22 protein-coding genes are annotated in these 25,334 nt (G+C 71.3%); 5 read left to right on the top strand and 17 right to left on the bottom strand.

Annotated features, from left to right (window positions below):
* Nucleotides 1–7: 7 nt before the first annotated feature.
* Genes AQJ27_RS48505 through pdhA form a run of 3 tightly spaced genes read right to left on the bottom strand, consistent with a single transcriptional unit; the run spans nucleotide 8 to nucleotide 3,536 of the window.
* Nucleotides 8–1,393 carry a dihydrolipoamide acetyltransferase family protein gene (locus tag AQJ27_RS48505; protein WP_067384854.1) on the bottom strand — a complete coding sequence of 462 codons (1,386 nt, stop codon included), beginning with the start codon at nucleotides 1,391–1,393 and terminating at the stop codon, nucleotides 8–10.
* Nucleotides 1,393–2,397 (bottom strand): alpha-ketoacid dehydrogenase subunit beta, encoded by a 1,005-nt coding sequence (locus tag AQJ27_RS48500; RefSeq protein ID WP_054234200.1) that lies wholly within the window; start codon nucleotides 2,395–2,397, stop codon nucleotides 1,393–1,395. Before AQJ27_RS48500 ends, AQJ27_RS48505 begins: the two co-directional genes overlap by 1 nt.
* Nucleotides 2,394–3,536 (bottom strand): pyruvate dehydrogenase (acetyl-transferring) E1 component subunit alpha, encoded by a 1,143-nt coding sequence (pdhA, locus tag AQJ27_RS48495; RefSeq protein ID WP_067384794.1) that lies wholly within the window; start codon nucleotides 3,534–3,536, stop codon nucleotides 2,394–2,396. Before pdhA ends, AQJ27_RS48500 begins: the two co-directional genes overlap by 4 nt.
* 173 nt (nucleotides 3,537–3,709) lie before the next feature.
* Between pdhA and AQJ27_RS48490 the strand changes: the two genes are divergently transcribed.
* Complete coding sequence (locus AQJ27_RS48490; protein WP_373558965.1) at nucleotides 3,710–4,210, top strand: Lrp/AsnC family transcriptional regulator; 501 nt, start codon at nucleotides 3,710–3,712, stop codon at nucleotides 4,208–4,210.
* Between the two features lie 43 nt (nucleotides 4,211–4,253).
* On the opposite strand, the gene AQJ27_RS48485 is transcribed toward AQJ27_RS48490, so the two are convergent.
* Together AQJ27_RS48485 and AQJ27_RS48480 are read right to left on the bottom strand one after the other, a co-directional pair.
* Entirely contained in the window at nucleotides 4,254–4,844 is a 591-nt protein-coding gene (locus AQJ27_RS48485; protein WP_067384791.1) for a TetR/AcrR family transcriptional regulator, read from the bottom strand.
* Nucleotides 4,841–6,355 (bottom strand): 3-hydroxyacyl-CoA dehydrogenase, encoded by a 1,515-nt coding sequence (locus AQJ27_RS48480; protein WP_067384788.1) that lies wholly within the window; start codon nucleotides 6,353–6,355, stop codon nucleotides 4,841–4,843. Before AQJ27_RS48480 ends, AQJ27_RS48485 begins: the two co-directional genes overlap by 4 nt.
* 148 nt (nucleotides 6,356–6,503) lie before the next feature.
* On the opposite strand from AQJ27_RS48480, the gene paaN reads away from it, so the two are divergent.
* A complete protein-coding gene (paaN, locus tag AQJ27_RS48475) occupies nucleotides 6,504–8,204 on the top strand; it encodes a phenylacetic acid degradation protein PaaN (protein ID WP_067384785.1) in 1,701 nt (566 codons plus the stop codon).
* A gap of 60 nt (nucleotides 8,205–8,264) precedes the next feature.
* Here the strand turns inward: paaN and AQJ27_RS48470 are convergent, their stop codons facing one another.
* From AQJ27_RS48470 to AQJ27_RS48460, 3 genes are read right to left on the bottom strand one after another with little or no spacing between them, the layout of a single operon-like run.
* Entirely contained in the window at nucleotides 8,265–9,071 is an 807-nt protein-coding gene (locus AQJ27_RS48470; protein WP_079065881.1) for a TrmH family RNA methyltransferase, read from the bottom strand.
* Nucleotides 9,068–10,297, bottom strand: a complete 1,230-nt coding sequence (locus AQJ27_RS48465; protein ID WP_067384782.1) for an HTTM domain-containing protein — start codon at nucleotides 10,295–10,297, stop codon at nucleotides 9,068–9,070. Before AQJ27_RS48465 ends, AQJ27_RS48470 begins: the two co-directional genes overlap by 4 nt.
* Nucleotides 10,294–11,181, bottom strand: a complete 888-nt coding sequence (locus AQJ27_RS48460; RefSeq protein ID WP_067384779.1) for a DUF5819 family protein — start codon at nucleotides 11,179–11,181, stop codon at nucleotides 10,294–10,296. Before AQJ27_RS48460 ends, AQJ27_RS48465 begins: the two co-directional genes overlap by 4 nt.
* 333 nt (nucleotides 11,182–11,514) lie before the next feature.
* Here AQJ27_RS48460 and AQJ27_RS48455 point away from each other — a divergent pair, with 333 nt between their 5' ends.
* Entirely contained in the window at nucleotides 11,515–12,648 is a 1,134-nt protein-coding gene (locus AQJ27_RS48455) for an acyl-CoA dehydrogenase family protein (protein ID WP_067384776.1), read from the top strand.
* A 183-nt stretch (nucleotides 12,649–12,831) separates the two neighbouring features.
* Here the strand turns inward: AQJ27_RS48455 and AQJ27_RS48450 are convergent, their stop codons facing one another.
* The 4 genes from AQJ27_RS48450 to AQJ27_RS48435 form a co-directional block, all read right to left on the bottom strand.
* Nucleotides 12,832–13,161 carry a rhodanese-like domain-containing protein gene (locus tag AQJ27_RS48450; RefSeq protein ID WP_054237233.1) on the bottom strand — a complete coding sequence of 110 codons (330 nt, stop codon included), beginning with the start codon at nucleotides 13,159–13,161 and terminating at the stop codon, nucleotides 12,832–12,834.
* Between the two features lie 72 nt (nucleotides 13,162–13,233).
* Entirely contained in the window at nucleotides 13,234–14,133 is a 900-nt protein-coding gene (locus tag AQJ27_RS48445) for a J domain-containing protein (protein WP_067384773.1), read from the bottom strand.
* Nucleotides 14,134–14,245: 112 nt separating this feature from the next.
* On the bottom strand, nucleotides 14,246–15,793 hold the full coding sequence (locus AQJ27_RS48440) for a DUF2252 domain-containing protein (RefSeq protein ID WP_079065880.1): 1,548 nt from the start codon (nucleotides 15,791–15,793) through the stop codon (nucleotides 14,246–14,248).
* 147 nt (nucleotides 15,794–15,940) lie between these two features.
* On the bottom strand, nucleotides 15,941–16,312 hold the full coding sequence (locus AQJ27_RS48435; protein WP_067384768.1) for a winged helix-turn-helix transcriptional regulator: 372 nt from the start codon (nucleotides 16,310–16,312) through the stop codon (nucleotides 15,941–15,943).
* Between the two features lie 104 nt (nucleotides 16,313–16,416).
* On the opposite strand from AQJ27_RS48435, the gene AQJ27_RS48430 reads away from it, so the two are divergent.
* Nucleotides 16,417–17,070 (top strand): FMN-dependent NADH-azoreductase, encoded by a 654-nt coding sequence (locus AQJ27_RS48430; protein ID WP_067384765.1) that lies wholly within the window; start codon nucleotides 16,417–16,419, stop codon nucleotides 17,068–17,070.
* Nucleotides 17,071–17,259: 189 nt separating this feature from the next.
* Here AQJ27_RS48430 and AQJ27_RS48425 read toward each other — a convergent pair whose 3' ends face one another.
* Nucleotides 17,260–18,102, bottom strand: coding sequence for an SDR family oxidoreductase (locus AQJ27_RS48425; protein ID WP_067384763.1), 843 nt, complete (start codon nucleotides 18,100–18,102; stop codon nucleotides 17,260–17,262).
* A gap of 146 nt (nucleotides 18,103–18,248) precedes the next feature.
* Entirely contained in the window at nucleotides 18,249–19,283 is a 1,035-nt protein-coding gene (locus AQJ27_RS48420; protein WP_079065879.1) for a helix-turn-helix transcriptional regulator, read from the bottom strand.
* A 121-nt stretch (nucleotides 19,284–19,404) separates the two neighbouring features.
* Between AQJ27_RS48420 and AQJ27_RS48415 the strand changes: the two genes are divergently transcribed.
* The gene (locus tag AQJ27_RS48415) at nucleotides 19,405–20,019 is read left to right on the top strand and encodes a TIGR03086 family metal-binding protein (protein WP_244313889.1); all 615 of its coding nucleotides are present in this window, start codon (nucleotides 19,405–19,407) and stop codon (nucleotides 20,017–20,019) included.
* Between the two features lie 118 nt (nucleotides 20,020–20,137).
* Here the strand turns inward: AQJ27_RS48415 and AQJ27_RS48410 are convergent, their stop codons facing one another.
* The 3 genes from AQJ27_RS48410 to AQJ27_RS48400 all read right to left on the bottom strand — a co-directional run bounded on the left by AQJ27_RS48410 (nucleotide 20,138) and on the right by AQJ27_RS48400 (nucleotide 25,180).
* Nucleotides 20,138–21,649: an FAD-binding oxidoreductase gene (locus AQJ27_RS48410; protein ID WP_067384762.1), complete on the bottom strand. Its 1,512-nt coding sequence runs from the start codon at nucleotides 21,647–21,649 to the stop codon at nucleotides 20,138–20,140.
* Between the two features lie 244 nt (nucleotides 21,650–21,893).
* Entirely contained in the window at nucleotides 21,894–23,594 is a 1,701-nt protein-coding gene (locus tag AQJ27_RS48405) for an NAD(P)/FAD-dependent oxidoreductase (RefSeq protein WP_060900219.1), read from the bottom strand.
* 110 nt (nucleotides 23,595–23,704) lie between these two features.
* On the bottom strand, nucleotides 23,705–25,180 hold the full coding sequence (locus tag AQJ27_RS48400; protein WP_067384760.1) for an FAD-dependent monooxygenase: 1,476 nt from the start codon (nucleotides 25,178–25,180) through the stop codon (nucleotides 23,705–23,707).
* Nucleotides 25,181–25,334 lie beyond the last annotated feature (154 nt).

Raw genomic sequence — 25,334 nt, 5'->3', positions numbered from 1 at the left:
GCCGCGATCACAGGGAACGCAGGAGCACCGCCGGCTGTTCGACGCAGTCCGCCACATGGCGCAGGAAGCCGCCCGCCGTGCCGCCGTCGCACACCCGGTGGTCGAAGGTGAGCGAGAGCTGGACGACCTGACGCACGGCCAGCTCTCCCTCGTACACCCAGGGCTTGGGGACGATCCGGCCGACGCCGAGCATGGCGGCCTCGGGGTGGTTGATGATCGGCGTGGAGCCGTCGACGCCGAACACTCCGTAGTTGTTCAAGGTGAAGGTTCCGCCCGTGAGGTCCGCGGGTGTCAGCGTGCCGGTGCGTGCGGCCTCGGTCAGCCGGGCGAACTCCGCGCTCAGCGATTCCGCGTCGCGCGTATGGGAGTCCCGGACGACGGGGACGACGAGACCGCGCTCGGTCTGTGCCGCGAAGCCCAGGTGGATGTGGTCGAGGCGGACGATCTCGCGGGCTTCCGTGTCGACCGTGGAGTTGAGCTCCGGATAGCGGGCCAGTGCGGCGGTGCAGATGCGGGCGAGCAGCGCCAGCAGGGAGATCTTGGGACCGCCGGTGGCGTTCATCACCCTGCGCACGCGCAGGAGTTCCGTCGCGTCGGCGTCCACCCAGCAGGTCGCGTCGGGGATCTCGCGACGGCTGCGGGAGAGTTTGTCGGCGACCGTGCCGCGGATGCCGCGGAGGGGGATACGGGTGCCGGCCGTGACAGGTGCGGGGGCCACGGGGGTGGCCTCGGGGGTGTGCGGGGCGAGCGGGCTTTCCGGCTCCCGGACCGGGGTGCCGGCCGAACGCAACACGTGCTCCACGTCCGACCGCAGGATCAGCCCGTCGGGACCGGATCCCACCAGGGTCCGCAGGTCCAGGCCGTTCTCCCGGGCGAGCCTGCGGACGAGCGGGGAGATCACCGGTACGGGGCCGTCGGCGCGTACGGCCGCCGCGCTGTGGTCGCGGGCCGGCCCGGGTTCGCGCGCCGGGGCGCCCGGGTGGTCGTCGGCGGCGGGGTGGTGCGCGGGCCGGGTCCGCGTGTGCGCCCCGGGCGGTGTGGTCGCCCCGGCGGTCGGCCGTACCCTTCTGCGTCGCGCCGGCGGCGCTCCGGTGCCGTACCCCACCAGCACGTTCCCGGAGCCCTCGGTCTCTTCGCCGGAGGACGGCGCGCCGACCGCGACGGTCAGCAGGGGGGAGCCCACGGGCAGTTCCGTGCCCTCCTCGCCGAAGCGTGCGGTGACCACGCCTCCGTAGGGGCAGGGGACCTCGACCATCGCCTTGGCCGTCTCGACCTCGACGACGGGCTGGTCGACGGCGACGACGTCGCCGACCTCCACCAGCCAGCGGACGATCTCCGCCTCGGTGAGACCCTCACCGAGGTCGGGGAGCTTGAACTCGAGCACCTGAGCCATCAGCTGTCCGCCTCCCATTGCAGGCGCCCCACGGCGTCCAGGATCCGGTCGACGCCGGGCAGGTGGTGCCGCTCCAGCATCGGCGGCGGGTACGGGATGTCGAATCCGGCGACGCGCAGCACCGGCGCCTCCAGGTGGTGGAAGCAGCGCTCGGTGACACGGGCCGCGATCTCACCGCCCGGGCCGCCGTAACCACCGGCCTCGTGCACGACGACCGCGCGTCCGGTCCGCCGCACCGATGCCGCCACGGTCTCGTCGTCGAAGGGCACGAGCGAGCGCAGGTCGACGACTTCGAGGTCCCAGCCCTCGGCCCGCGCCGCCTCGGCCGCCTCCAGGCAGACGGGCACGGACGGCCCGTACGTGATGAGCGTGGCGCTGCGGCCCGGGCGCCGCACCACCGCGCGGCCTATCGGGTCGACGGCTGTCGGCTCGTCGGGGTTCCAGGAGTCCTTCGACCAGTACAGGCGCTTGGGCTCCAGGAAGACGACCGGGTCGTCGGAGGCGATGGCGGCGCGCAGCAGTCCGTAGGCGTCGGCGACGGTCGCGGGCGTGACGACATGGAGTCCCGGAGTCGCCATGTAGTACGCCTCGGAGGAGTCGCTGTGGTGCTCTACGCCGCCGATGCCGCCGCCGTAGGGGACCCGGATGGTGATCGGGAGCGGCATGGCGCCGCGGGTGCGGTTGCGCATCCGTGCCACGTGCGAGATCAGCTGCTCGAACGCCGGGTAGGCGAACGCGTCGAACTGCATCTCCACGACCGGCCTGAGCCCGTACATGGCCATGCCGACGGCCGTCCCCAGGATGCCCGCCTCGGCGAGCGGGGTGTCCGTGCAGCGGTCCTCCCCGAACTCCTTGGCGAGCCCGTCGGTGACACGGAAGACGCCGCCCAGGGTGCCGACGTCCTCGCCCATGACGTGGACGGTCGGGTCTGCGGCCATGGCGTCGCGGAGCGCGCGGGTCAGGGCCTGCGCCATGGTGGCGGGTTTGAGCGCGACGGTCGTCATCGGGCCGTACCCTCCGACTCGGCCTCGGCCGCGAGCTCGGCGCGCAACAGCGCCTCCTGCTCGCGCAGTTGTGGTGTGGGTTCGGCGTACACGTGGGCGAAGAGGTCCATGGGGTCGAGCACCGGGTCCTGGTTCATGCGGGCGCGCAGGTCGGCGGCCATGATCTCGGCGGCCTCGCGGGCCTCCTGTATGCCGTCGTCGTCGAGCAGGCCGCGCTCGGTCAACTCGTGCTCCAGGAGGGCGATCGGGTCGTGCGCCCGCCAGGTCTCGACCTCGGAGTCGCCGCGGTAGCGGGTGGCGTCGTCGGCGTTCGTGTGGGCTTCCATGCGGTACGTCACGGCCTCGACCAGCGTCGGACCGCCCCCCGCGCGTGCGTGGCGCACGGCGTCGCTCAGGACCTCGTGCACGGCCGCCGCGTCGTTGCCGTCGACCAGCCGGCCGGGCATTCCGTAGCCCACGGCCTTGTGGGCCAGGGAGGGGGCGGCGGTCTGCTTGGCGAGCGGGACGGAGATGGCGAAGCCGTTGTTCTGGACGAGGAAGACGACCGGGGCCTGCCAGACCGCCGCGAAGTTCAGCGCCTCGTGGAAGTCGCCCTCGCTGGTGCCGCCGTCGCCGACCAGGGCGAGCGCGACCACGTCGTCGCCCTTGAGGCGGGCGGCGTGCGCGAGGCCCACGGCGTGCGGGAGCTGGGTGGCGAGGGGGGTGCACAGGGGTGCGATGCGGTGCTCGTGGGGGTCGTAGCCCGTGTGCCAGTCGCCGCGCAGGAGGGTGAGGGCCTGGACGGGGTCGAGGCCGCGGGCGACGGCGGCGAGGGTGTCGCGGTAGCTCGGGAAGAGCCAGTCGCGGTCCTCGAGGACGAGTGCGGCGGCGACCTCGCAGGCCTCCTGCCCGGTGCTGGACGGGTAGACGGCGAGGCGGCCCTGTTTGGTGAGGGCGGTGGCCTGCGCGTTGTAGCGACGACCGCGCACCAGCTCCGCGTACAGACGGCGCAGCAGACCCGGATCGACCTGCGCGGCTGCTTCGGTGCCGAGGACGCGGTGGGGCAGCGCGTCGGGCAGCAGCGGCGCGGGGTCGGTGCGGGGCTGCCAGGCGGGCGGCGGCGTGGGCCGGTAAGCGCCTCGCTGCTCCATGACCGTCATGACGGCACCTCCTCGTGGGAGCGGCTTGGGCGCTGCACGGCTGTGAGGCGCCTCACCTACCGATTGTTCGGTCGTCGGCACATTTTGGCTACAGGCACCGCCAGGCTGTGGACAAACGGTTCTGCACAGCCTGAGATGGACGCAGTACGTCCATGGTAGGGAGGCGGGGGGACATGGCACCTGAACAAATGGCCGAGCCGCCGGAGGCCGGCCCCGTCCCGCCGCCCGCCCGTCCGCTCGACGCCATCGATCAGGACATCCTGCAAATGCTCCAGGCGGACGGCCGCGCCTCGATACGCTCCGTGGCCGAACGGGTCCATGTGTCCCGCGCCAACGCCTACGCGCGGATCAACCGGCTCATCGAGGACGGCGTGATCCGCGGCTTCGGGGCGCGCGTCGACCACGAACGCGCCGGGCAGGGCACGTCCGCGTACATCACGCTCAAGATCGTGCAGAACTCCTGGCGCACGGTCCGTGAGCAGCTCAGGGTGCTGCCCGGCGCCTCCCACATCGCCCTGGTGGGCGGCGACTTCGATGTCCTGCTCCTGGTGCACACCCCCGACAACCGAGCCCTCCGCGAACTGGTCCTCACCCGCCTCCAGGCCATCCCCGAGGTCCTCAGCACCCGCACACTCCTGGTCTTCGAGGAGGAGGACCTGGAGCCGGAGGGGTGACCGAGCCCGAGGGGTGACCTCCGTGCCGGAGGCGGCCGAAGCGTCACGCCTCGTTCCGGAGCCCTCCGAAGACCAGCTGCGCCACCGCGTCGGCGACCTCGCGTTCGCCCATGCCCCGGCTGTCGGGGCGGTACCACTCGACGAGCGAGTTGATCATTCCGAAGACCAGGCGGGTCGCGAGGCGGACCTCGATGTCGCCGCGAACGTCCCCGTCGGCGGCCGCCGCCTTCAGGAGTTCGGCCACCTGGTGGTCGAACTCGCGGCGCCGCTCCAGGGCCCAGCGCTCGGTGCCCGTGTTGCCGCGCACGCGCAGCAGCAGGGTCACGTACGGGAGCTCCGCGGTGAGTACCTCGACCATGCGCCGTACGACGTACTCCAGGCGCTCCACCGCACGCCCCACGCGCGCGTGCTCCTCGTCGAGGATGCCGAAGAGGCCGTCCAGAGCCCGGCTGACGGCGCGGCGCAGCAGCTCCTCCTTGCCCGTGACGTGGTGGTATATCGACGATTTGGAGATGCCCGCCGCCTTGGAGAGGTGCTCCATGGAGGTGCCGTCGTAGCCGCGCTCGTTGAAGACCTGGACGGCGACGGAGAGCAGGCTCTCGGGGGTGTACGTGTCGCGCTTGGCGGTGGTCATGAGGTTCCCTCGCGCTTCTCGGTGGCGTACGCGTGGCGGTAGAGCGCGAGAGAGGGCGCGTAGCGCCCGGAGGGATCGCGCTGGTGCAGGTCGTCCAGGAGGGAGCAGGCCCAGCTCCGGCCGAGCCTGCGGCTCCATTCGAAGGGACCCAGGGGGTAGTTGACCCCGAGCCGCATCGCGGTGTCGATGTCCTCCTCGGTGGCGACGCCCTTGGCGACGGCGTCGTGCGCCAGGTCGACGATCCTCGCCACGGTCCGGGCGACGATCATGCCGGGTGCGTCCCCGATGACGCTGACGGTCTTGCCCAGTGCCTGGAAGAGGCCGACGGCCTCGGAGAGGGTCTGCGGGGCGGTGTCCTGGGAGGCGGAGAGGGCGAGCCTGGTGGCCCGGCGGTAGTCGAGCGCCAGGTCGAAGTAGACGACGTCGCGGAACTCGACCGACGTCTGGCCGTCGGCGAGGACCAGCTGGCCGCCGCTGGGCAGCACCAGGCGGGTCCCGTGGTCCTCCTCGTCCTCGCGGACCTGGATGCCCGCCTCGCGGATCAGCGTGAGCAGTTCGGAGGCCGGACCCAGATCACCCTCGGCGACGACGTACGCGGGTGCCTGCGCCTTCTCCGCGGTGTGCGGCTCCGGGCGTTCGGCGTCGGCCCCGTGGTCGTACCAGCCGTGCCCCGTCTTGCGGCCGAGCCGGCCGGACTCGACGAGCCGCCGCTGGGCGAGCGAGGGCGTGAAGCGCACGTCCTGGAAGAAGGACTGCCACACGGAGTGCGTCACGGACTCGTTGACGTCCTGGCCGATCAGGTCGGTCAGCTCGAAGGCCCCCATGCGGAAGCCGCCGGACTCGCGCAGGACGGCGTCGATCGTCGCGGGGTCGGCGGCCTGCGCCTCGTACACCGCGAAGGCCTCGGCGTAGAAGGGCCTGGCGATGCGGTTGACGATGAAGCCGGGGGTGTCGGCGCAGGCGACCGGCGTCTTGCCCCAGGCGCGCGCCGTCTCGTACGCGCGCGTGGCCGACGAGAAGTCGCTCGCGTACCCGGAGACGACCTCCACCAGTGGCAGCAGCGGCGCCGGGTTGAAGAAGTGCAGTCCGACCAGCCGGCCGGGGTTGCGCAGGGCGCCGCCGATGGCCGTGACGGACAGCGACGAGGTGTTGGTGGCGAGCAGACAGTCGTGCTCGACGATGTCCTCGAGCTCGCGGAACAGCTGCTGTTTCGCCTCGAGTTGTTCGAGCACCGCCTCGACGACGAGCGCGCAGTCCGCCAGCTCGGCGAGGCTGTGCGCGGGGTGCAGCCCGGCGCGTGCCGCGTCCCGGTCGGCGGCGGCGAGCCGGTCCTTCTCGACGAGCCGGTCGAGGCGCGCGCCGATCGCTTCGGCCGCCGCGTCGGCACGCCCGGGAACCGTGTCGTAGAGCCGCACGGGGTGGCCCGCGACGAGCGCGACCTGGGCGATGCCCTGGCCCATGGTGCCGGTGCCGACGACGGCCACGGGGCTGTTGAGGTCGAGTGCTGTCATGTGCGCGATCCTCCCGCACGGGGTTTTCCACAGATGCGGCGGACCCCCTTGTCCCGACCGATCGTTCGGTTACTCTAACTCTGTCCGGCTATTTCTGCCCAGGTCATGAGCTCAGCGAAGAGTTCTTGAGACGAGGAGATGGTCCCGCATGGCCGCCGAACTGACCGCGCACGAGCTGACCGCCCAGCACCGGCCCACGCTCGACCAGGCGCTGGAAGCGATCCGCACGCGCGCGTACTGGTCCCCGCACCCCGAGCACCCGAAGGCCTACGGGGAGAACGGCAGCCTGAGCATGGCCGAGGGCAAGGCCGCCTTCGACGCCCTCCTCGGCAGCCGCCTCGACCTCGGCCAGCCCGGCACCGACGACTGGGTGGGCGGCGAGACCTCCCCGTACGGCATCGAGCTGGGCGTCACCTACCCGCACGCGGACGTCGACGTGCTGCTGCCCGCCATGCGGGCCGGACAGCGGGCCTGGCGCGACGCGGGCGCGGAGACGCGCGCGATGGTCTGTCTGGAGATCCTCAAGCGGATCGCCGACCGCACGCACGAGTTCGCGCACGCGGTCATGCACACCAGCGGCCAGGCCTTCATGATGGCGTTCCAGGCGGGCGGCCCGCACGCGCAGGACCGCGGCCTGGAGGCGGTGGCGTACGCGTATGCGGAGCAGGTCCGCACGCCCGACACCGCGGAGTGGACCAAGCCCCAGGGCAAGCGCGACCCGCTCGCGATGACCAAGCAGTTCACGCCGGTGCCGCGCGGTATCGCGCTGGTGATCGGCTGCAACACCTTCCCGACGTGGAACGGCTATCCGGGCCTGTTCGCCTCGCTGGCCACCGGTAACGCCGTGCTCGTCAAGCCGCACCCGCGCGCGGTGCTGCCGCTCGCGCTCACCGTGCAGGTCGCGCGCGAGGTGCTCGCCGAGGCGGGCTTCGACCCGAACCTGGTGGCGCTGGCCGCCGAGCGGCCCGGGGAGGGCATCGCCAAGACCCTGGCCGTGCGCCCCGAGATCCGGATCATCGACTACACCGGGTCGACGGCGTTCGGCGACTGGCTGGAGACCCACGCCCGCCAGGCGCAGGTCTACACCGAGAAGGCCGGCGTCAACACGGTGATCGTGGAGTCGACCGACGACTACAAGGGGATGCTGTCCAACCTGGCCTTCTCCTTGTCCCTGTACAGCGGCCAGATGTGCACGACCCCGCAGAACCTCCTCATCCCCCGCGACGGCATCCGTACGGAGGAGGGCTCCAAGTCGTACGACGAGGTGGTCGCCGACCTCGCCCGGTCGGTCGACGGACTCCTCGGGGACGACGCGCGTGCCAACGGGCTGCTGGGCGCGATCGTGAACCCGGACGTCAAGGCGCGTCTGGAGGCCGCGGCAGGGCTCGGCGAGGTCGCCCTCGCGTCGCGTGAGGTCGGCAACCCGGAGTTCCCGGACGCGGTCGTCCGCACCCCGGTGATCGTCAAGCTCGACGGCGCCCGGAAGTACTGGGAGGGTGCCGACGACGAGGCCGCCTACATGAACGAGTGCTTCGGACCGGTGTCCTTCGCGGTCGCGGTCGACTCGGCGGGGGACGCGGTGGAGCTGCTGCGCCGGACCGTCCGGGAGAAGGGCGCGATGACCGTCGGGGCGTACACCACCGACGAGGTCGTCGAGGAGGCCGTACGGGAGGCCTGTCTGGAGGAGTGTGCCCAGCTGTCCCTGAATCTGACGGGCGGCGTGTACGTCAACCAGACGGCCGCGTTCTCGGACTTCCACGGGTCGGGCGGCAACCCGGCGGCGAACGCCGCGCTGTGCGACGGCGGCTTCGTGGCCAACCGGTTCCGGGTGGTGGAGGTCCGCCGCTAGGACCTGATCCGCCGGCCTGGGACCTGCCCCGCCTCTCCGGCAAGATCGGCCGGGCAGGGTCTAGCCGCCTTGCGGGGCGCTCCAGTGGAACAGGGTCATGGCCACGCTCGTCGCCAGGTTGTAGCTGGAGACCTGGGGGCGCATCGGAAGCGACACCAAGTGGTCGGCACGCGCGCGAAGGTCGACGGAAAGGCCGCTGCGCTCGGAGCCGAAGGCGAGCACGGCGTCGTCCGGGAGCTTCAGTCCCCGGATGTCCTCGCCGTCCGGGTCGAGGGCGAACACCGGCCCGGACGGCAGCTCGGCCACCGTCAGCCGCTCCACGGCGGTCGCGAAGTGCAGGCCCGCCCCGCCCCGCACCACCGTGGGGTGCCAGGGGTCGAGGGTGCCCGTGGTGACGACGCCGGTCGCGCCGAAACCGGCCGCGAGGCGGATCACGGCGCCCGCGTTCCCGAGATTGCGCGGATGGTCGAGGACGACCACGGGGGCGGTGCGGGGCGTGTGGGCCAGCGCCCGCAGATTGGCCTCGCGGGAGGGGCGTACCGCCAACGCGGCCACCGCGGTCGGGTGCGGACGCGGGACGAGGGAGCGGTACGTGGCCTCCGGGACCTCCACCAGGAGGGCGTCCAGGGCGTCGCGTACGTCCGGGGCCAGCTCGTCGGTAAGGGCGAGCGCCGCCTGCCGGTCGCTGGTGACCGCCACCAAGACCTCGGCCCGGAAGCGCACGGCGTGCTTGAGGGCGTGGAAGCCGTCGAGCAGGACGGAGGTGTCGGCGAGGCGGTGCCAGGCGCTCACGGGGTCGTGGTCCTGCCGGCGGTCGCCCACCGGGTCCTGCACACGGTCCGTGGGGTCGCTTGCGGGGTCCTTCATGCGGTGAAGCCTACGTGCGGGTCCTCGGCCGGCTCCGGGGTGCGCGGCCCCTGAGCGCGCTGGCCCGGCAGCTTACGGGCGCCGGGCGGAAACAGTCGTCCACGCGCGCGTGCCGCCCATCCGCCGAGGCGCCGCAGGAACGACGTCGGCAGGAACACCGCGTCGGCGGCGATCATCGCGAGCGAGAAGAACGGCAGCCCGAGGACCACGGCGATCACGGCGTGCTCGGTGATCATGGCGGCCAGCAGGACGTTCTTGACGCGCCGGTTGATCAGGGTGAAGGGGAAGGCGACCTGCACGGCGACCGTCCCGTAGGTCACCAGCATCACGATCGTGCCGTGTGAGGCCAGCAGATCGGACAGGGCGGGCCAGGGGGAGAAGTAGTCCAGGTGGAGCGGGTAATAGACGGCCGTACCGTCCTGCCAGCGCGAGCCCTGGATCTTGTACCAGCCGGCGGTCGCGTAGATCAGACACGCCTCGGCCATGATCACGAGCAGGGCCGCGTTGTGCACGGCGTTGCCGATGACGTCGAGCAGGATCCGAGGCTCCGCGGCGCGCGCCAGACGGCCGACGGCCCACCACAGCGCCTGGACCGCCCACAGCCCCCAGAAGATCATCAACCAGCCGGGGCTGAGCCGTCCCGCGCCCGTCGCCGCGGCCAGCAGCAGGCCGAGCGCCGCCCACAGCACGAGACCGACCCGGTCCTGGGTCCCGGCCCGTGGGAGGTCCCCGCGCGCGCGTGCCTCCCGCGCGAGCCGGGCCCGCCGGGCGTCCAGCGACCACACCTGTCCACAGCGCGTGAACACCAGATAGATCGCCATGAGGTGGATGACGTTGTCGCCGCCGTCCCCCATGAAGATGCTGCGGTTCTGCAGCGAGAGCACGCCGACCATGAAGAGCACGGACATCGTGCGGGTCCGCCAGCCCGCCAGCAGCAGGAGAGCGGAGAGGACGGCCAGGACGTAGACGGTCTCGAACCACACCTGGCTGTCGGACCACATCAGGATCGTGAAGGCGTGGTTGTCCGCGACGAGCCGCTGGGCGAGGTCCCACTTCCACGGTCCGTCAGGGCCGTACATCTCCTGGCGGTGCGGGAACTCGCGCAGCAGGAACAGCAGCCAGGTGGCGGCGAAGCCGATGCGGATCACGGCCGTCTGGTACGGGCCGAGGGCGACGTCGGTGACCCGGGCGATACCGCGCGAGATCGACACTGCGATGCGGTTCATCCGGCGCTCGCCTCCGTCCGCGCGTCCGTCACGTCCTCCTCGGGAACGGTCCACCAGGGCAGCTCGCGCAGGACGGGCGTGTCGGACACCTGCTCCTCGCTCCATTTCGGGGGCGGCACGTTGGTGGTACGGGAACGGACCTGGACGCTTTCGACGACGGCGCCCTTGCCGCCGGCCCCCTCACGGTCGAGACGCAGCACGACGATCCGGCGCAGATAGCGCTGGGAGAGGTCGCCGCGCAGGCCCACCGGGCGGTTCTCGTTGTCGTGCGTGCCGGTGTAGAAGTCCCAGGCCCGGCGCAGTTCGTTCTGCTGGGTGTGGCTCGGCAGCAGATTGCCGTCGATCGCCGCGCCGTCCAGCGCGGACAGGTCGTACCAGCCGGTCTCGGTGATGCCACCATCCGCGCCGCGGACCTGGGCACGGACCTGGACGTCGATGTTCTGCTGCAGCGGATTGGGGGCGAAGAGTTTCCAGTTCTGCTCGAACTCCGGATAGATCCAGTCGTCTATCGCCCGGCCGTGCTGCTTGGTGACCGTGTTCGAGGGCGCGACGTGCAGGAACACCATGCCGAGGTGCACACAGGCGACAACCGCGACGACCGCGAGGGCGAGCGCGGCGACAACCTGGGAGCGGAGGGGGAGGGAGGCTATGCCGGTGAGGGCGGGGACGGGGGGATCGGCGGTGGGCGCCTGGGAAGCGGGTTGCTGGGGAACGGATTCCTGGCCGGAGGACTCCTGGCCAGTGGATTCCTGGCCGATGGATTCCTGGTACGCGGAGGGAGCGCTGTCGGGGGTGGAACCGGTGGAGGCGGGGCCCTCGGGCAGGGAGCCGTCAGGGCCGTCCGGCAGGTGCCGGGCCCTCGAGCCCTCGTCGTACGCGTCCATTCAGCCCCGATTCCCGATCCCGGTCCGATTCCCGCCGCCGGGCCGCGGCGTGCGCACGGGAACGGTACTCAGGCCGGACCGCCCGGCACAGCCCCATTCGGCACAGCGGGCACAACAGCGACACAACAGCGACCCCGTGGTTATCCACAGCGGTGGACACCCTACGGCCGCCCGCCCCACCACCGAATTCGAACAACCGAACGGTCGGTCTGTCGGAGCGGCAGACCGTCCACGGCCGGACCGTTCCCTTCTTGTAGAACCTGTTCTATCTTGACGCTCCGTCAGATCCGGTGTCCGCCGGGTCGGTGGGTCGGTGCGTGGGAGGACAGGGACGTGGACTTCACCTTCACCGAAGAGCAGCAGGCGGCGGTCGAGGCGGCGAAGGCGGTGTTCGGCGGGGTCGCGCCGGACGGAGTGCCCAGCCCCGCGATCACCGCGGGCGCCGTCGCTGACGACTTCGACCGGGCGCTGTGGACGAGGCTCGCCGACGCGGATCTGTTGAGTCTGTTGCTCGCCGCGGAGTACGGCGGGGCCGGCCTGGACGCGATCGCGCTGTGCCTGGTGCTGCGCGAGGCGGCGAAGGTGCTGGCGCGGGTTCCGTTGCTGGAGAGCAGTGCGGCGGCGGTGGCAGTACAGGCGTACGGCGGTGAGGAGTTGAAGGCGGAGCTGCTCGCGCGGGCGGGCCGGGGCGAGGTCGTGCTGACCGTCGCGGCGAACGGGCGGACCGGGCACGACCCGGCCGAACTCGCCGTGACCGCACGGCGGGACGGTGACGTGTGGGTGCTGGACGGGGTGCAGACGGCGGTTCCGTGGGCGGAGAACGCCGACTTCACCGTCGTGCCCGCGCACACGCGCGACGGCCGGACCGTCCTCGCGCTGATACCCCGGGTTCATGAGGGGGTCGTCCTCGGTGAGCAGATCTCCACGACCGGGGAACGGCTCGGCGAGCTGCGTCTGGAGTCCGCGCGGATCACCGCCCGGGATGTCATCGACGCCGACGGGGCGTGGGAGTGGCTGCGGGAGCTGTTGGCCACCGGGACGTGCGCGCTGGCGCTCGGGCTCGGTGAGCGGGTGCTCGCGATGACGAGCGCGTACACGGGCAAGCGGGAGCAGTTCGGATTCCCGGTCGCCACGTTCCAGGCCGTCGCCGTGCAGGCCGCCGACCGCTATATCGACCTGCGGGCGATGGAGGCGACGCTGTGGCAGGCCGCGTGGCGGATCAGTACGGGGGCGGGGGGTGCGCTTCCGGCGTCCGGGGACGTGGCCGTCGCCAAGATCTGGGCGTCGGAAGGGGTACGGCGGGTCGTGCAGACCGCGCAGCATCTGCACGGGGGGTTCGGCGCCGACGTCGACTACCCGCTGCACCGGTACCACGCCTGGGCCAAGCAGCTTGAACTGTCGCTCGGACCGGCGGCGGCGCACGAGGAGGCACTGGGGGATCTGCTCGCGGCCCATCCCCTGGGCTGAACGCCCACGCCCGCGGCGCGTCCTCGCCTCTCCAGGCGTGCCCTCGCCTCTCCAGGCGTGGGCACGCCACGGGCAGCGGTGGTGGACGCCGCTCGGCGGATGCGGGCGCGAACCCCTGCCGGCGGCTGGAGCGGGCGTGAACCCCCGCCGGCGGCTGCAGCAGGGGCGAACCCCCGCCGTTGGCTACAGCACGAAGCCGGGGGTGCCCTTGTCGTCCACGACCGGGCGGCCGGCGGCGGCCCAGACCTGCATGCCACCGTCGACGTTCACGGCGTCGATGCCCTGCTGGACCAGGTACATCGTGACCTGCGCCGAACGGCCCCCGGAGCGGCAGATCACATGGACCCTGCCGTCCTGCGGCGCCGCCTCGGTCAGCTCGCCGTAGCGAGCGACGAACTCACTGATGGGGATGTGCAGCGCCCCCGCGGCATGGCCCGCCTGCCACTCGTCGTCCTCCCGGACGTCCAGCAGGAAGTCTCCGTCCGCGAGATCCCCGACCTCGACCGTGGGCACACCAGATCCAAAACTCATGCCCCCGACGCTACCCGACCGGGCAGGCGACCCGAAGCCCCCGCCGGACAGGCCCTAGCCTGCCAGCCGGGCCAGCTCCTTCTCGCGCTCGTCGACCTGGGCCAGCAACTGCTCGGCGATCTCTTCCAGGAGCTGGTCCGGGTCCTCCGGGGCCATTTTGAGCATGGCGCCGATGGCGCTCTCCTCCAGCTCGCGGGCGACCAGGGTCAGCAGTTCCTTGCGCTGGGCGAGCCACTCGAGGCGGGCGTAGAGCTCCTCGCTGCGGCTCGGCTTCCACTCCTCGGGCACCGGGCCCGCCGCCCACTCCTCGGACAGCTCCCGCAACAGGGCCTCGTCGCCGCGGCTGTACGCGGCGTTGACCCGGGCGATGAACTCGTCGCGCCGCCTGCGCTCGGCGTCGTCCTGCGCCAGGTCGGGGTGGGCCTTGCGGACCAGCTCACGGTAGAGCTGACGGGCCTCGTCGCTGGGGCGTACGCGCTGCGGGGGGCGTACGGGCTGGTCCGTCAGCATCGCCACCGCCTCGGGGAACAGTCCCTCGGAGTCCATCCAGCCGTGGAAGAGCTCCTCGACCCCGGGCATGGGCATGACCCGCGCCCGCGCCTCGTCCGCCTTGCGTATGTCCTCCAGGTCCCCGGTGCGCGCGGCGACCGCCTCGGCGATCTGCGCGTCCAGCTCGTCGAGCCGCGAGTACATCGGGCCGAGCTTCTGGTGGTGCAGGCGCGAGAAGTTCTCGACCTCGACGCGGAAGGTCTCCACGGCGATCTCGAACTCGATCAAGGCCTGCTCGGCCGCCCGCACGGCCCGCTCCAGCCGCTCCTCGGGCCGCGACTGCGCCTCGGGCGCCGCCTCCGGGGCGGACTCGTCGTGGGCGTCCGCATCCCGGGCGCCCTGGGGCCGGGCATCCTCGGCCTGGGTACGGTCGGACTCGCTGGGCTCGGCTTCCGGGGTCGTCACCCGACCAGACTAGGCCACGGCCCCGTACGACTCGCGGCCTTCCCCCGGCCGGGGCGGTGCGCACGCCCCGGCCCCGCCGCTGTAGCCCGCCCTCGTGGCTCTCAGGTGTGGCTCACACCCCGAGCTCCGCCGCCAGCCGCCCCGCCCTGACCGCCGCGACCAGCTCCGCGTGGTCCGCCTCCGTACGGTCGGCGTAGGCCACGGCGAACGAGGCGATGGACTCGTCCAACTCCTCGCTCTTCCCGCAGTACCCGGCGATGAGGCGGGGGTCGGCGGTGTGGGTGTGGGCGCGCGCGAGAAGGGCGCCGGTCATACGGGCGTAGTCGTCGACCTGGTCGGCGGCGAGGGCGGCGGGGTCGACGCTGCCCTTGCGGTTGCGGAACTGGCGCACCTGGAAGGGGCGGCCCTCGACCGTGGTCCAGCCGAGCAGGATGTCGCTGACGACCTGCATCCGCTTCTGGCCGAGGACGACCCGGCGGCCCTCGTGCGGCACCTCCGGTATGGCGTGGCCGGCCGTCGCCAGGTGCGGGAGCAGCGCCGAGGCGCGGGCTTCCTTCACCTGGAGGACCAGGGGTTCGCCGCGGTGGTCGAGGAGCAGCACGACGTAGGAGCGGGTGCCGACGCTGCCGGTGCCGACGACGCGGAAGGCGACGTCGTGCACCGCGTACCGGGCGAGGAGGGGGAGGCGGTCCTCGGAGACGGTGGTCAGGTAGTGCTCCAGCGAGGCCGCGACCGCCGCCGCCTCCGCGTCGGGTACCCGGCGCAGCACCGGAGGCGCGTCCACGAAGCGGTGGCTGCCGTCCTCGGCCGGCTGGGTCGACTTGGCCGCGAACCGTCCGCTGGTGTTGGCCCGCGCCTTCTCCATGACCCGCTCCAGGGTGCCGAGCAGGTCATGGGCGTCGGCGTGGGAGACGAGTTCCTCGTCCGCGATGGCGTTCCACGCGTCCAGCACCGGGAGCTTCGCGAGCAGCCGTTGCGTGCGTCGGTAGGCACCGACCGCGTCGTGGGCGGCCTTGCGACAGGTGTCCTCGTCCGCGCCCGCTTCCCTGCCCGCGAGCACGAGCGAGGTGGCGAGGCGCTTGAGGTCCCACTCCCAGGGGCCGTGTGCCGTCTCGTCGAAGTCGTTCAGATCGATGACCAGGCCGCCGCGCGCGTCTCCGTACAGGCCGAAGTTGGCCGCGTGGGCGTCGCCGCAGATCTGGGCGGCGATGCCGGTCGCGGGGGTGCGCGCGAGGTCGTAGGCCATGAGGCCGGCCGAACCGCGCAGGAAGGCGAAGGGGGTGGCGGCCATCCTGCCGACCCGTATCGGAGTGAGCTCCGGGATCCGGCCGAGGTTGGACTCCTCGACGGCGGTCACCGCGTCCGGTCGGCCGGCGTCGAAGCTCAGCTCCGCGTGCACGCCGCGCGGCACCCGTCGGCGCAGCGCCTTGCCCTCTTCCTTGGGCGCGGCCTGCACGGGCCGGCCCGCGAATCCCCGCACGCCGAAGACTCCGGAGACCCTGGACGCCTGCCGACCCTGTTCGCTACGGCGGCTTTCTTCGCCCTGCCGGCCCTTTTCGCCCTGATGGTCCCGTTCGCCCTGATGATCCTGATGGTCCTGCCCGCCCGGCCGGCTCCGCTGGTCCTGCTGCGCCCGATCCGCTGCACCAAGATCCGTCATACCGACTGCCTCCCCCGTCACGCACGAACATCAACTCGTGATGACCGTACCGCCGGTGGCTGAAACGCGTCAGACCCTGTGGACAACTCCCAGCCTGTGGAAAACCCGGCCCCCCGCAATCAGCTCACAATCAGCCGCGGTCCAGGGTCACTTGCGGAGTTCGCCCGGGCACGGCGGACTCCCCGGCAGGTGCTCCTCCGCCCAGGTTCCCAGTTCCAGGAGCGCCGGCTGCAGTGCGGCGCCCGCCTCCGTCAGGCCGTACACGACCCGCAGCGGAGGGCCCTCGTCGACCTCGCGGACGACCAGCCCCGCCGCGCCGAGTTCCGTGAGGCGGTCGGAGAGCATCCGTTCGCTGATGCCGGGGATCGCCCTGCGCAGGTCGGCGAAGTGCGCGGGGTGCGGCAGCAACACGGCCACGACCAGGCCGGTCCAGCGCTTCCCGAGCAGTTGGAAGACACGGGCCATGCCGTCGTCGACCCTCTGGCACGGCCCTGCGTCGTGAGTCCCCGGCTCTGGCATGGGTCCAGAGTACTGCGTTCCCGTAGGGGGATGAAAAAAAGTAAGTAGCTGTGTTATCTCTAGTCCAGTACGAAAAGTTCGCCCCCTTCTCCTGGAGATTCCCCATGGCCACCCTCCTGCACGTCGACTCGTCCGTTTTCCCGGGCGCAGCCTCCGCCTCCCGCACGGTCACGGACGCGTTCCGCAAGGCCTGGGAGGAGCAGCACCCGCAGGGCACCGTGATCTACCGCGACCTCGCCGCGAACCCGGTCCCGCACATCACGGCCGACGCCCACACCGCCGGTTTCGCCCCCGCGGACGCGCACACCCCCGAGCAGGCCGCCGCCTTCGCCGAGCGCCTGACGTTCATAGAGGAGCTGGAGCAGGCGGACGCGATCCTGATCGGCGCGCCCATGTACAACTTCACGATCCCCTCGACCCTCAAGGCGTGGCTGGACCAGGTGATCCTCATCGGCCGTACCGCCATGAGCGAGGACTCGAAGGTCAAGGGCACCCCGGTCACGGTCGTCGCCAGCCGCGGCGGCTCCTACGCGCCGGGCACCCCGCGCGAGGGTTACGAGTACGTCCAGAACTACCTGGAGGCGATCCTGCGCGACACCCTCGCCCTGGACGTCCACGTCATCGTCCCGGAGCTCACGATGGCGCCGCACAACCCGGCGATGGCCGACCTGATCCCGCTGTACGAGGCCTCCCGCGCCAAGGCCGTCGACGAGGCCGTCACGAAGGCCAAGGAGTTCGCCGAGCGCTTCGCCGCGTAGCCCCTCCGGGCGGAGGGCCCAATGAGTCCCTGCCCCGGTACGCGCCCCCACGACGAGACGGCCCCGCAGGTTCGTGACCTGCGGGGCCGTCCGTATGGGCCGCCGAATGCCCACTGCCGCGGGGGATGGATCACAGCGGGCATCCGGCGGCGGTACCGGGGGACGAGCGGGCCGAGTGGGCCGAGTGGGCTACTTGAACGCCGGGAGGCTGCGGCTCACCCAGCCGGAGAAGGGGGTGGCCGGGCGGCCCAGGACCTTCTCCACATCGGGGCTGACCCGCTGTTCGGCGGGAAGCGGGGCGCCGAGGATGTCCAGGGTGCCGGGGATGACGTCCTCCGGCATGAACTGGGCCATGTGGGTGTGGGCGGCCTCGCGGGTCAGTTCCACGAAGGTCACTTCCGCACCGATGGCCTCGGCGATCGCCTCGGCCTGCGCACGCGGGCTGACCGCTTCGGGGCCGGTCACCTCGTACGTACGACCGGCATGGCCGTCCTCGCGCAGGACGACCGCGGCGACCGCGGCGATGTCCGCGGGGTCGACGACCGGCAGGGCCACGTCACCGAACGGGGCGAAGACCGTGCGGTCCGCGCGGACCGACTCGGCCCAGGCGAAGGCGTTGGAGGCGAATCCGCCCGCGCGCAGGATCGTGAAGTCGAGGCCCGAGCCGCGTACGGCCTCCTCGAACTCGCGCAGCCTGCCGTGCGAGGCCGAGTCGGGGCGGGTGGCGTTGATCTGCGAGGAGAGCAGGACGACCCGCTTGACACCGGCGTCCCTGGCGGCGGCCAGCAGGTCGGTCGCGGCCTCGCCGTAACCGAGCAGTTCGCCGGCGAGCAGGATGAAGAAGGCGTCGGCGCCTTCGAGTACCGGCCGCATGCTCTCGGCGCTGCCGAGGTCGGCCTGCGCGTGGCGGACCCCGTCCGTCGGGGAGGGCAGCGGGCGGCGCGAGACCGCCACGACCTGCTCCCCCGCCTCGGCGAGCGCCTCGATCAGCGGACGTCCGACATTTCCGGTGGCTCCGGTGACGACAATCATCAGAAAAAACTCCCTAGTGCGTTAATCCGAACCAGTAATCAGCAGTCATCGGTTGCATCGGTGTGGGGATTGGAGTGGAGAGGGGGGTGGGGGGTGGGGGTCGGTGTGGGGATCGGTATGGGGGTCAGAGTGGGGAAATCCGCCGGTCATCCGTGGTTGGCGGCCATGACAGGGACGCTAGCATCCTCCGTATAGTAGGTACCTAGAGGAAAGTGGCTATCCAAGTGAGCCTCTTCCTCGCGCTCGCCGTACACCGCGGTGAGCGAGCGGCCCAGCCGTACGAGCGACTCCCGCGCCTCCGGAGGATCGAGCACCTCGACGCGGCTGCCGAGACCGGCCAGTTGCGCGGCGAGCACCTCCACCGAAGGACCGTCGGCCGTGAACTCGACCCGGCCGTCGATCTGGACCTCACCCGTCCGCAGCCGACCGCCGAGCAGTTGCCGCAGCACCGGCAGGGCGTCGCGGTCGGCCCGCGCCCGTACGGTCGCCGCGGTCAGCCGCTGCTCCACCTCGGCGGCCAACTCCCGCCAGGCGGCGGCGAGGTCGAAACCCTCCGGGCGCCGCACCGGCTCACCGGTCCTGGTCGCGGAGGTGACCCGGCCGAGCCGGAAGGTGCGCAGCCCCTCCTCGGTACCGGCGACGAGGTACCAGCGGCCGGCCTTCGAGACCAGGCCGAGCGGGTGCACCGTGCGCTCGCCGGGAGCCCGGTCGGGATGGGCGTAGCCGAGCCGGACCTGTTCGCCGTCGAGCACCGCCCGCTCCAGAGTGTGCTGGTGGGGACCGCCGCCACCCGCCGTGCGCGACCAGTCGACCCCGTCGATGAGGATGGCCTTGGCGGCCGCCTCGGCGTGCGGCCGCATGGGCGCGGGCACCGCCCGCATCAACTTCCGTAACGCGGCGCGCAGTTCGGGCGAGGCCGACAAGGGACCCGCGGCCAGGAACAGCGCCCCGATCTCCCGCGAGGTGAAACCGGTCAGATCGGTGCGGGCGCCGCCGACCAGGCTCCAGCCGCCGCCCCGGCCGCGCTGCGAGTAGACGGGAACACCGGCGGTGGTGAGGGCCTCCAGGTCGCGGCGCGCGGTGCGCTCCGACACCTCCAGCTCCTGGGCCACCTCGCGCACGGTCACCCGCCCGCGCGCCTGGAGCAGCAGCAGGGTCGCCACCAGACGGTCAGCCTTCACAACAACCGCCCCTCTCCGCAAATTTAAGATGCTTTGAGCCAATACATCTATTTCCAGCAAGATCTGATGCGGCTTCAGAAATAGGCCACAAGATGACCTGTTTGACCTCGACGATGAAGACATGACTCACGACATGGCTGACAGCACCAATCCCCCCGCCAACCCGCCCACCGACCCCCGTGGCGGCCTGTTCAAGGCCGTCGAGCTCACCGGACGTACGCTCGCCGCGCTGCGCCCCGAGCAGTACGACACCGTCACCCCGTGTCCCGACTACTCGGTCCGCGACATGGCCAACCACGTGGTGTCCGTGCTGCGCCGGGTCGCCGTCATGGGCGCGGGCGGCTCCTTCATGAGCGTTCCGCACTTCGCGCAGGACGTCCCCGACGGCGACTGGGCCAAGGCCTGGGCGGAGGCGACGAAGGAGTTCGACGCGGTGTGGTCGGACCCGGCCGTACTGGGCCGCCAGATCGGTCTGCCCTGGGGCCCGGTTCCCGGGGCGGTCGCCTCGGTGATCTACACCAACGAGTTCGTGCTGCACGCCTGGGACCTGGCGAAGGCGACCGGTCAGAGCCCCGAGTGGGACCCGGAGATGCTCGCCGCGCCGCTGGCCAACATGCACCGGGCCGTGCCCGCGGAACCCCGCGGCGGCCAGGTGCCGTTCGGCCCGGTGGTGGAGGTGCACGAGGACGCTCCCGACATCGACAAGCTGGTGGGCTGGTACGGACGTCGTCCCTGACGGGGCGACGCGGCAGACGATCGAGCGGGCGGGCCGCCGGACATCGATCCGGCGGCCCTTCCCCATGTCCGTGTTCATGAAATGTCCGTCTTCATGAAATGTCCGGGTTCACGAAGCGTCAGGCTCCGATGCCCTGGGCGAACTTGAAGTAGCGGTACGGGTCGTACTTCGCCTTCACGACCTTCAGCCGTGCGTAGTTCTCGGCGTAGTACGACTGCCGCCAGTTCGGCAGCTCCGCGTCCATCCAGTTCTGGTACGTCTCGCCGTTGGACAGCGGGTCGACGGTGTCGAACCCGTGGTCCACCCAGCTCGTGGCGACAGCCGTGGCCTCGGCGGTGACCTGGGCCGGGTCGTTGATCAGGACCCGGTAGTTGACGGAGAAGAGCGAGTCACGGTGCACGTACGCCGTGTCGGTGCGGGCCGGGTCGTTGGCCGCGCCCCCGAAGAAGTGGAAGTCGAGGTACCGGGCCTGCCCAGCCCTGCGGTCGGCGTCGAAGGCCGTCACCACGTTCGCCCAGTCGCTCTGCGCGTAGGGCGCGCTGCCCAGCCGGGTCCGCTCCAGACCGAAGGCCGGCCGGGTCAGCACCCCGCTCGGCGACTTCCCGGCACGCTGGCACTGGTCCTGGGTCAGGGTGCTGCAACCAAAGATCATCATCATGACCTGCCGGTACGTCATGACCGCGTCCTGGCGGGCCGTCACCGCGCCGGTCAGCGACAGCAGCCGCGCCGCCTCCGAGGCCAGTTCGGCCGGGGTGCCGCGGGAGGCGAGGAAGACGTTGAGCGCCGGTACGGTGCCGGGCGCCGCTTCGGCCTGGACGAGGTAGGCGCCGCCGCCGATGGTGCGGGGGGCGTCCACCAGCCACTGGCCGACGCCGTGCAGCACGTCGGCCGCGCGGTCGTACGGGAAGATCAGGTTGCTGATGGCCATCTGGTCGCCCTCGTGCGGGGTGACCGTGAAGCGGGTGACGACACCGAAGTTGCCGCCACCGCCGCCGCGGATCGCCCAGAAGAGGTCGGGGTGGCTGGTCGGCGAGGCGGTCACCACGCAGCCGTCGGCGAGGACCACCTCGGCCGAGGTGATCGCGTCGCAGGCCATGCCGGTCGGGCGGGTCAGGAAGCCGAATCCGCCGCCCTGGAGGAAGCCGCCGGCCGACACGGTGGGGCAGCCGCCCTCGCTGACCACCAGGGCGTGCGGGGCGAGCGCGTTGAGTATCTCGACGTTCTTGGCGCCGGGGCCGATGTCGACGGTCCCGTTGCCGACGGTGATCGCGTTGAGCCGCGACACGTCGATGATCAGGCCGGGCGTCGTCGAGTAGCCGCCGAAGCTGTGGCCGCCGCTGCGGACCGCGGACGGGAGTCCGTTGTCCTGGGCGAAGCGCAGCGCGACGGAGACGTCGGAGGAGCTGACGCAGTACGCGACGGCCCGCGGGTTGACCGAGTCGAACTGGCCGAGTTCCAGCTGCTTGGCCACGCCGTAGCCGGCGTCGGTGGGCAGCACCAGCTGTCCCTGGAGCTTGCCGGCGAGGGTGCTCCAGGGGGCGGAGGAGCCCGCGGAGACAGGGCTGTTGGGCAGGACGGCCAGGCCGACGGCGGCGGTTCCCGCACCGATCAGTGCTCTACGAGTGATCACGGATGTCCCAAGGTTCTAGGAAGCGGTCGATGTAGGTGGAAGTCAGTGGGGGGAGGCCGGAGGGGCGGCGGAGGAACAAGGGGGAACAGGGGGAACAGGAGGAACAAAGAGAGGAGCAAGGGGGCCGGCGCCGGGCCCACGGGGGGAAGGTGGGCCCGGCGCCGGAACCGGGGGGAAAGTGGCTCTGTGAAGGCGGGCCCAAAAGACGGGGCTTCGAGTCGGGGCCTTCAGGACGGGGCCGAGGTCAGGACACCTTGCGGCCGCGCACCCCCTGCTTGACGACGCCGGCCAGCATCGAGCGGCCGAGGTCGCGCATCTCCTTGGGTCCGGAGGTGCTGGCCCACCACATGAACTTCATCATCGTGGGGGTGGTGGCCCGGAAGAACCGGAGGTCCTCGGGGCCCTTCCAGCCGAAGGGCGTGTTGACGGACTCGCAGTCGCGGATCGCCTCGAAGACGATGTCCGCGGCCTTGTCACCGTCGATCTCGCCCGCCTCGTACCGTTCGCAGGTCTCGGCGGTGGTGTCGAAGAGGACCTTGAAGGCGTGGCTGTCCGGCCACCACAGGCCCGTGTAGGGCGCCTTCTCCATCTCCTTGAAGTGCCGGTCGTCACCGTCGAGCTGGAAGTTCTGGCGCGCCATGATCTGGCGCATGGTGGCCGGCGTGGTGAAGCACGCCCACACCCGGAACACCGCGTTCCACAGCCGGAAGTGGCTGAAGGCGATGTAGGAGCTGTTGACGATCTTGTCGTTGTACTCCAGGAGCCCCTGCTCCAGGCGCTCCACGTACTCGAAGCGCTCCTCGGTGAAGTCGTTCTCGCGCAGGGCGTCCAGGATCCGGTAGGCGAGGGCGTCGACGACCTCGAAGGTGTTGGACAGACCGCGCGAGTACAGCGGGTCGATGAAACCGGCCGCGTGCGACATCAGGCACCAGCGGGCGCCGATGGTGCGCTTGGAGGAGTACTGGAGGCGGTCGGTGGAGACCCACTCGCGGATCCGCTTGGCGCCCTCGAACTGCCGCTTCACCGCCGGGTACATGTCGAGGTAGTGGTTGAACTCCTGGTCCGGCGTCATGTCCTTCGGCTTGGGGTACAGCCGCTCGTCGAAGGTCAGGCCGACACTGCAGGCCGGGTTCTTGGAGTCCTTGTAGTTGTCGAACGGGATGATCCAGAACCAGCCCCGCTCGATGAGGTGGTGCAGGGTGCCGCCGTGGAAGGGCGACTCGGCGGGCGGGCGCAGCGCCTCCGGGTAGTTGCACACGTCGTCGTACGGCTTGATGCCGACGTAGTGCGTGAACAGCGAGCGCGCGTGGTGCTTGTGCCGGGGCGGGTTCTCGCGCAGGTCGAACTTCTGCGCGAGCGGGGAGCGGAAACCGCTCGCGTCGATCAGGTACTTGGCCCGGAAGACCTCGCCGTTCCTGCCGGTGATGGTGACACCGTCGTCGTCGACGTCGAGGTCGGTGGCGAACCAGTTCTGGCGGAGCGTGCAGCCGTACTTGGCGGCGACGTTCAGGTAGTGCGAGTCCGTGTCCTGCCGGAAGAGGTGCACCGCCTCGGTGAGCATCTTCGGGATGACGAACATCGTCGCCTCGTGCGGGTCCGGCTCGCGGTTCGGCCGGTGCGTGACGAAGCCGAAGCTCTGCTTGCGGCCGTGCGTCGGACCGATGTGCTCGGTGACCGCCTTCACGTCCAGCATGTGCTTGATCTCGGGCACGTCGTAGCGCACGGCCAGAATGTGCAGCCACTCGACGAGCTGCGGGTTCTGGGACTCGCCGACGGCGAACCTGGGGTGCTGACCTGCGTCGATGAGCACCACGTTCGCGCCCTGACGGGCCAGGATCGCTCCCATGATCGAGCCCGCGAGGCCCGACCCCAGGATGGCTACGTCGCATTCGGTCCACTCGGCGGCCTTGTCGGCCTTCTTCGCTTCCTCAGCCTTGGTGGGCAAGACCGCACTCCTCTTTCTCGTTTCACGGACGGGTCGGATGGGTGGCGCGCGTCCTACTGGAGGGATTCGGATCGACGGGTCGGATCGACGGGTCGGGTCGACCGGGGGATTCAGGCGGCGGTGCCGGGCTCGCCGAACCACTGGGCGAGCGCGTCGGTCAGGCCGTCCGTGGAACCGTCGGCGCCGACCCAGGCGATGTAGCCGTCGGGGCGTACGAGGAGGTCGGCGGCCGGGGCGGCGGCGTCGGGCCGGGTGGCGGTGACGACGTCGACGCGGTCGGACCAGGCGGCCACGGCCTCGCGCAGCGCCGCGTTGTCGTGCAGGTCGAGGAGGACCGGGCGGCCCTGGTGCAGCAGCTCGTACGTGGTGGTCTTCTCGTCGCCGACCAGCAGTTCCTGGTCGGGCAGCCGGCGGCCGAGCAGGGGGTGACCGCCCTCGACGGCGCCGTAGGTGATGTCCAGGCCGGTGACCAGGCCGACGAGGTGACGTCGTACGTCCTCGATCTGGACCAGTTCGGCGAACAGGTCGCGCAGCGGCTGGGCCTCGGGGCCGCCGAGGTAGAGGGTGCGCTGGACCAGGGTGTTGTAGACGATGCGGGCGCCGACCGGGTGGCGCTCGGAGTGGTAGGTGTCGAGCAGGCCCTCCGGGGCGTGCCCCTTGACCGCGGCGGCGAGCTTCCAGCCGAGGTTGACCACGTCGCCGACGCCCGCGCTGATGCCCTGGGCGCCGATCGGCAGGTGGATGTGGGCGGCGTCGCCCGCGAGGAAGACCCGGCCCTTGCGGTACTCGGCGGCGTGCCGGCTGGCGTCGGTGAAGTAGCTGGTCCACAGCTGCTTGGCACCGCTGATGTCCTCGCCGGTCACCCGCTGGAAGGCGGCGGCCACCTCCTCGAAGGTGGGCGGCTCCTGGGTGGGGCGGACACCGGCGCCGCGCTCGAAGACCACCACGCGGGTGGCGCCCGGGCCGAGCGGCAGGACCACGACCATGCCGGCCTCGCCGACCTCACCGGTGGGGCGCAGCCGCAGCTGGACTCCGGCGACGTCCGCCATCTTCATCTCGATGGTGGCGCTGACGCCGGGGAAGTCGATCCCGGCCAGGTGGCGGACGGTGGAGCGGGCGCCGTCACAGCCGACGACGTAGGCGGCGCGCAGCGTCTCGACGCCCTCCGGGCCCGCGACCTCGACCTGGACCCCGTTCTCGTCCTGCGTCAGGCCGATGACCTCGTGGCCCCGGCGGACGTCGGCTCCCAGACCCACGGCCCACTTGTTGATGATGGCCTCGGTGCGCGACTGCGGAACACCGCGGACACCGAAATTGCCGCCCTCGACAATGCGGTAGTCGATGGGGAGTCCACCGAAATGGCCGCCGGGTATGGTCTCCAGCGGACCGAAATCCTCGAGAAGGCCGCGCTGGCCGAATTCCTCGATCGTACGGGCCGAGAATCCCAGCGCACGGGACTGCTGCATCGGCTGTTCCAGCCGGTCGAGCACGATGACCGAGAGACCCGAGAGGCGCAGTTCTCCCGCGAGCATGAGACCCGAGGGCCCCGCTCCGGCAACGATCACATCGGCATTGAAGGCGTCCATATTCCCTCTCCCGCTGGCGTTTTCTCCAGTATTCCGAGGGCTCCCGGGAAGCTGAATGGCCGCCGATACAGAACTCTGACAAGTTCTGACAAGTTCGTCAGAGGCCTTGCAGCTACTGGGCGGTTACCGGGTGGCGAGTACTGGGCAGGTACAG

The sequence above is a fragment of the Streptomyces olivochromogenes genome (assembly GCF_001514115.1).
GTDB lineage: Bacteria > Actinomycetota > Actinomycetes > Streptomycetales > Streptomycetaceae > Streptomyces > Streptomyces olivochromogenes.
The sequence above is the reverse complement of the archived record's forward strand: the minus strand, read 5'-3'. Positions and strand labels throughout refer to the sequence as shown.